This window comes from Nonomuraea bangladeshensis (assembly GCF_039529455.1).
GTDB classification, from domain to species: domain Bacteria; phylum Actinomycetota; class Actinomycetes; order Streptosporangiales; family Streptosporangiaceae; genus Nonomuraea; species Nonomuraea bangladeshensis.
Genome location: NZ_BAAAMV010000032.1, coordinates 1 through 5,164, shown reverse-complemented (window position 1 = coordinate 5,164; position 5,164 = coordinate 1). Strand labels below are relative to the sequence as shown.

General features: G+C 57.8%; 3 rRNA genes. All 3 read left to right on the top strand.

What is annotated here, in order from left to right:
* Window positions 1–3: 3 nt before the first annotated feature.
* The 3 genes from ABD292_RS48770 to rrf all read left to right on the top strand — a co-directional run bounded on the left by ABD292_RS48770 (window position 4) and on the right by rrf (window position 5,154).
* Window positions 4–1,526: ribosomal RNA gene (locus tag ABD292_RS48770) — 16S ribosomal RNA — on the top strand.
* 313 nt (window positions 1,527–1,839) lie between these two features.
* A 23S ribosomal RNA gene (locus tag ABD292_RS48765) occupies window positions 1,840–4,948 on the top strand.
* A gap of 89 nt (window positions 4,949–5,037) precedes the next feature.
* Window positions 5,038–5,154 (top strand): 5S ribosomal RNA (rrf, locus tag ABD292_RS48760).
* Together the 16S, 23S and 5S rRNA genes form the textbook arrangement of a ribosomal RNA operon.
* Window positions 5,155–5,164: the final 10 nt, after the last annotated feature.

Genomic DNA, 5,164 nt, shown 5'->3' with positions numbered 1-5,164 from the left:
CATTGTTTGGAGAGTTTGATCCTGGCTCAGGACGAACGCTGGCGGCGTGCTTAACACATGCAAGTCGAGCGGAAAGGCCCTTCGGGGTACTCGAGCGGCGAACGGGTGAGTAACACGTGAGCAACCTGCCCCTGACTCTGGGATAAGCCCGGGAAACTGGGTCTAATACCGGATATGACCGCCTCCGGCATCGGATGGTGGTGGAAAGTTTTTCGGTCGGGGATGGGCTCGCGGCCTATCAGCTTGTTGGTGGGGTAGTGGCCTACCAAGGCGACGACGGGTAGCCGGCCTGAGAGGGCGACCGGCCACACTGGGACTGAGACACGGCCCAGACTCCTACGGGAGGCAGCAGTGGGGAATATTGCGCAATGGGCGGAAGCCTGACGCAGCGACGCCGCGTGGGGGATGACGGCCTTCGGGTTGTAAACCTCTTTCAGCAGGGACGAAGTTGACGTGTACCTGCAGAAGAAGCGCCGGCTAACTACGTGCCAGCAGCCGCGGTAATACGTAGGGCGCAAGCGTTGTCCGGAATTATTGGGCGTAAAGAGCTCGTAGGTGGCTGGTCGCGTCTGCCGTGAAAGCCCGCAGCTTAACTGCGGGTCTGCGGTGGATACGGGCCGGCTAGAGGTAGGTAGGGGCAAGTGGAATTCCTGGTGTAGCGGTGAAATGCGCAGATATCAGGAGGAACACCGGTGGCGAAGGCGGCTTGCTGGGCCTTACCTGACGCTGAGGAGCGAAAGCGTGGGGAGCGAACAGGATTAGATACCCTGGTAGTCCACGCTGTAAACGTTGGGCGCTAGGTGTGGGACCCTTCCACGGGTTCCGTGCCGGAGCTAACGCATTAAGCGCCCCGCCTGGGGAGTACGGCCGCAAGGCTAAAACTCAAAGGAATTGACGGGGGCCCGCACAAGCGGCGGAGCATGTTGCTTAATTCGACGCAACGCGAAGAACCTTACCAAGGTTTGACATCACCCGGACCGCTCCAGAGATGGGGCTTCCCTTTTGGGCTGGGTGACAGGTGGTGCATGGCTGTCGTCAGCTCGTGTCGTGAGATGTTGGGTTAAGTCCCGCAACGAGCGCAACCCTTGCTCCATGTTGCCAGCAACACCTTCGGGTGGTTGGGGACTCATGGGGGACTGCCGGGGTCAACTCGGAGGAAGGTGGGGATGACGTCAAGTCATCATGCCCCTTATGTCTTGGGCTGCAAACATGCTACAATGGCCGGTACAGAGGGTTGCGATACCGTGAGGTGGAGCGAATCCCTAAAAGCCGGTCTCAGTTCGGATTGGGGTCTGCAACTCGACCCCATGAAGTCGGAGTCGCTAGTAATCGCAGATCAGCAATGCTGCGGTGAATACGTTCCCGGGCCTTGTACACACCGCCCGTCACGTCACGAAAGTCGGCAACACCCGAAGCCCGTGGCCCAACCAGCTTGCTGGGGGGAGCGGTCGAAGGTGGGGCTGGCGATTGGGACGAAGTCGTAACAAGGTAGCCGTACCGGAAGGTGCGGCTGGATCACCTCCTTTCTAAGGAGCACTCTCACCCGTCACCACCGAACGTGTGGTGGGGTGACAGCTCACTAGTGGAGCACTGGCTACTCGATCAGGCCTGGTCGTCTGCGTGCTAGTACCGCCCATCTCCTTTCGGGGAGTTGGGAGTGGGAACGGGCGTCGAGAAGGCCGGGACTGGTCGGACACACTGTTGGGTCCTGAAGGAACGGGCACGTTGTGCTCGTCTTCTTCGGAGCACAGGGCCACTGAAGCGTCAGGGGATTCTTTGGTGTGGATGTGGTTGCTGTTTGTTGTTTGAGATTTGCATAGTGGACGCGAGCATCTTTGTGGCCAAGTTTTTAAGGGCACACGGTGGATGCCTTGGCATCAGGAGCCGATGAAGGACGTGGGAGGCTGCGTTAAGCCTCGGGGAGTCGCCAACCAGACGTTGATCCGGGGATGTCCGAATGGGGAAACCTAGCACCAGTCATGTGGTGTTGCCTCCGCCTGAATGTATAGGGCGGTTGGTGGTAACGCGGGGAAGTGAAACATCTCAGTACCCGTAGGAAGAGAAAACAAGAGTGATTCCGTGAGTAGTGGTGAGCGAAAGCGGATGAGGCTAAACCGGGCGTGTGTGATAGCCGGCAGGCGTTGCATGTCCGGGGTCGTGGGACCCTCTGGTGGTTTCTGCCGGAACCGCGAGAAGTTATAAACCTTTGGGGTAGTTGAAAGCTCTGGGAAGGGGCGCCGTAGACCGTGAGAGCCGGGTAGACGAAATCGGAAGGCTTCTGGAGGGGATCCCAAGTAGCACGGGGCCCGAGAAATCCTGTGTGAATCTGCCAGGACCACCTGGTAAGCCTAAATACTCCCTGGTGACCGATAGTGCACGAGTACCGTGAGGGAAAGGTGAAAAGTGCCCCGGTGAGGGGTCGTGAAATAGTACCTGAAACCGTGTGCCTACAAGCCGTAGGAGCTTACATCAGCTTGCTGGTGTGTGATGTGACTGCGTGCCTTTTGAAGAATGAGCCTGCGAGTTATGGTGTGTGGCGAGGTTAACCCGTGTGGGGGAGCCGTAGCGAAAGCGAGTCTGAAGAGGGCGTTTGAGTCGCATGCTGTAGACCCGAAGCGGAGTGATCTACGCATGGGCAGGTTGAAGCTCAGGTAAGACTGGGTGGAGGACCGAACCCACCAGGGTTGAAAACCTGGGGGATGATCTGTGTGTAGGGGTGAAAGGCCAATCAAACTCCGTGATAGCTGGTTCTCCCCGAAATGCATTTAGGTGCAGCGTCGCGTGTTTCTTGCCGGAGGTAGAGCACTGGATGGCCGATGGGCCCGACAAGGTTACTGACGTCAGCCAAACTCCGAATGCCGGTAAGTGAGAGCGTGGCAGTGAGACTGCGGGCGATAAGGTTCGTAGTCGAGAGGGAAACAGCCCAGATCACCGACTAAGGCCCCTAAGCGTGTGCTAAGTGGGAAAGGATGTGGAGTCGCAGAGACAACCAGGAGGTTGGCTTAGAAGCAGCCACCCTTGAAAGAGTGCGTAATAGCTCACTGGTCAAGTGATTCTGCGCCGACAATGTAGCGGGGCTCAAGCACACCGCCGAAGTCGTGGCACTGATGAGGACTTTGTTCTTGTTGGTGGGTAGGGGAGCGTCGTGCAGCCGGTGAAGCGGCAGAGTGATCTAGTCGTGGAGGCTGTGCGAGTGAGAATGCAGGCATGAGTAGCGAATCGAGGGTGAGAAACCCTCGCGCCGGATGACCAAGGGTTCCTGGGGCAGGCTAATCCGCCCAGGGTAAGTCGGGACCTAAGGCGAGGCCGACAGGCGTAGTCGATGGACAACGGGTTGATATTCCCGTACCCGCTTCAATGCGCCCATACTGAACCTCGTGATGCTAAGAGTCCTTAAGTCGGCCGGCCCTTCGGGGCGGGTGTCAGGCTGAACGCTCGGTCCGATCGGGTAGTAGGTAAGCGATGGGGTGACGCAGGAAGGTAGTCCAGCCCAGGCGATGGTTGTCCTGGGGTAAGCATGTAGGGAGCGAGGTAGGCAAATCCGCCTCGCATTGATCCTGAGATGTGATGCCGAGCCGATTGTGGTGAAGTGGATGATCCTATGCTGCCGAGAAAAGCCTCTAGTGAGTGTTGTGGCGGCCCGTACCCTAAACCGACTCAGGTGGTCAGGTAGAGAATACTAAGGCGATCGGGTGAACTGTGGTTAAGGAACTCGGCAAATTGCCCCCGTAACTTCGGGAGAAGGGGGACCTCTGCTGGTGATGGGCTTTGCGCCTGGAGCTGGTGGGGGTCGCAGTGGCCAGGGGGAAGCGACTGTTTACTAAAAACACAGGTCCGTGCGAAGTCGTAAGACGATGTATACGGACTGACGCCTGCCCGGTGCCGGAACGTTAAGGGGACCGCTTAGTCCGACTTCGGTTGGGCGAAGGTGAGAACTTAAGCGCCGGTAAACGGCGGTGGTAACTATAACCATCCTAAGGTAGCGAAATTCCTTGTCGGGTAAGTTCCGACCTGCACGAATGGCGTAACGACTTCCCCGCTGTCTCAACCACAGACCCGGCGAAATTGCACTACGAGTAAAGATGCTCGTTTCGCGCAGCAGGACGGAAAGACCCCGGGACCTTCACTACAGCTTGACATTGGCGTTTGGAGCGTCTTGTGTAGGATAGGTGGGAGACTGGGAAGCTCGGACGCTAGTTCGGGTGGAGTCATTGGTGAAATACCACTCTGGTCGTTTTGAACGTCTAACTCTGGTCCGTGATCCGGATCGGGGACAGTGTCTGGTGGGTAGTTTAACTGGGGCGGTTGCCTCCTAAAGGGTAACGGAGGCGCCCAAAGGTTCCCTCAGCCTGGTTGGCAATCAGGTGTTGAGTGTAAGTGCACAAGGGAGCTTGACTGTGAGACTGACGGGTCGAGCAGGAGCGAAAGCTGGGACTAGTGATCCGGCATCGGCGTGTGGAAGCGGTGTCGCTCAACGGCTAAAAGGTACCCCGGGGATAACAGGCTGATCTTCCCCAAGAGTCCATATCGACGGGATGGTTTGGCACCTCGATGTCGGCTCGTCGCATCCTGGGGCTGGAGTAGGTCCCAAGGGTTGGGCTGTTCGCCCATTAAAGCGGTACGCGAGCTGGGTTTAGAACGTCGCGAGACAGTTCGGTCCCTATCCGCTGCGCGCGCAGGAGACTTGAAAGGGGCTGTCCCTAGTACGAGAGGACCGGGACGGACGAACCTCTGGTGTGCCAGTTGTATCGCCAGGTGCACGGCTGGTTGGCTACGTTCGGAAGGGATAACCGCTGAAAGCATCTAAGCGGGAAGCTCGCCTTGAGATGAGGTCTCCCACCCTGTGAGGGGGTAAGGCTCCCGGTAGACGACCGGGTTGATAGGCCGGAGGTGGAAGCGCGGTAACGTGTGGAGCTGACCGGTACTAATAGGCCGAGGACTTGACCTCAAAGCATACTTTCTTTCTAGTTTTTGCTCGCGTCCACTAGGCAATTCTGAGACTGCAAGCACGTCTTGTGTTTGTTTGTTTCGGAGGGTTACGGCGGTTATGGCGGGAAGGAAACACCCGGTTACATTCCGAACCCGGAAGTTAAGCTTCTCTGCGCCGATGGTACTGCACTCGGGAGGGTGTGGGAGAGTAGGTCACCGCCGGACAATCTTTATG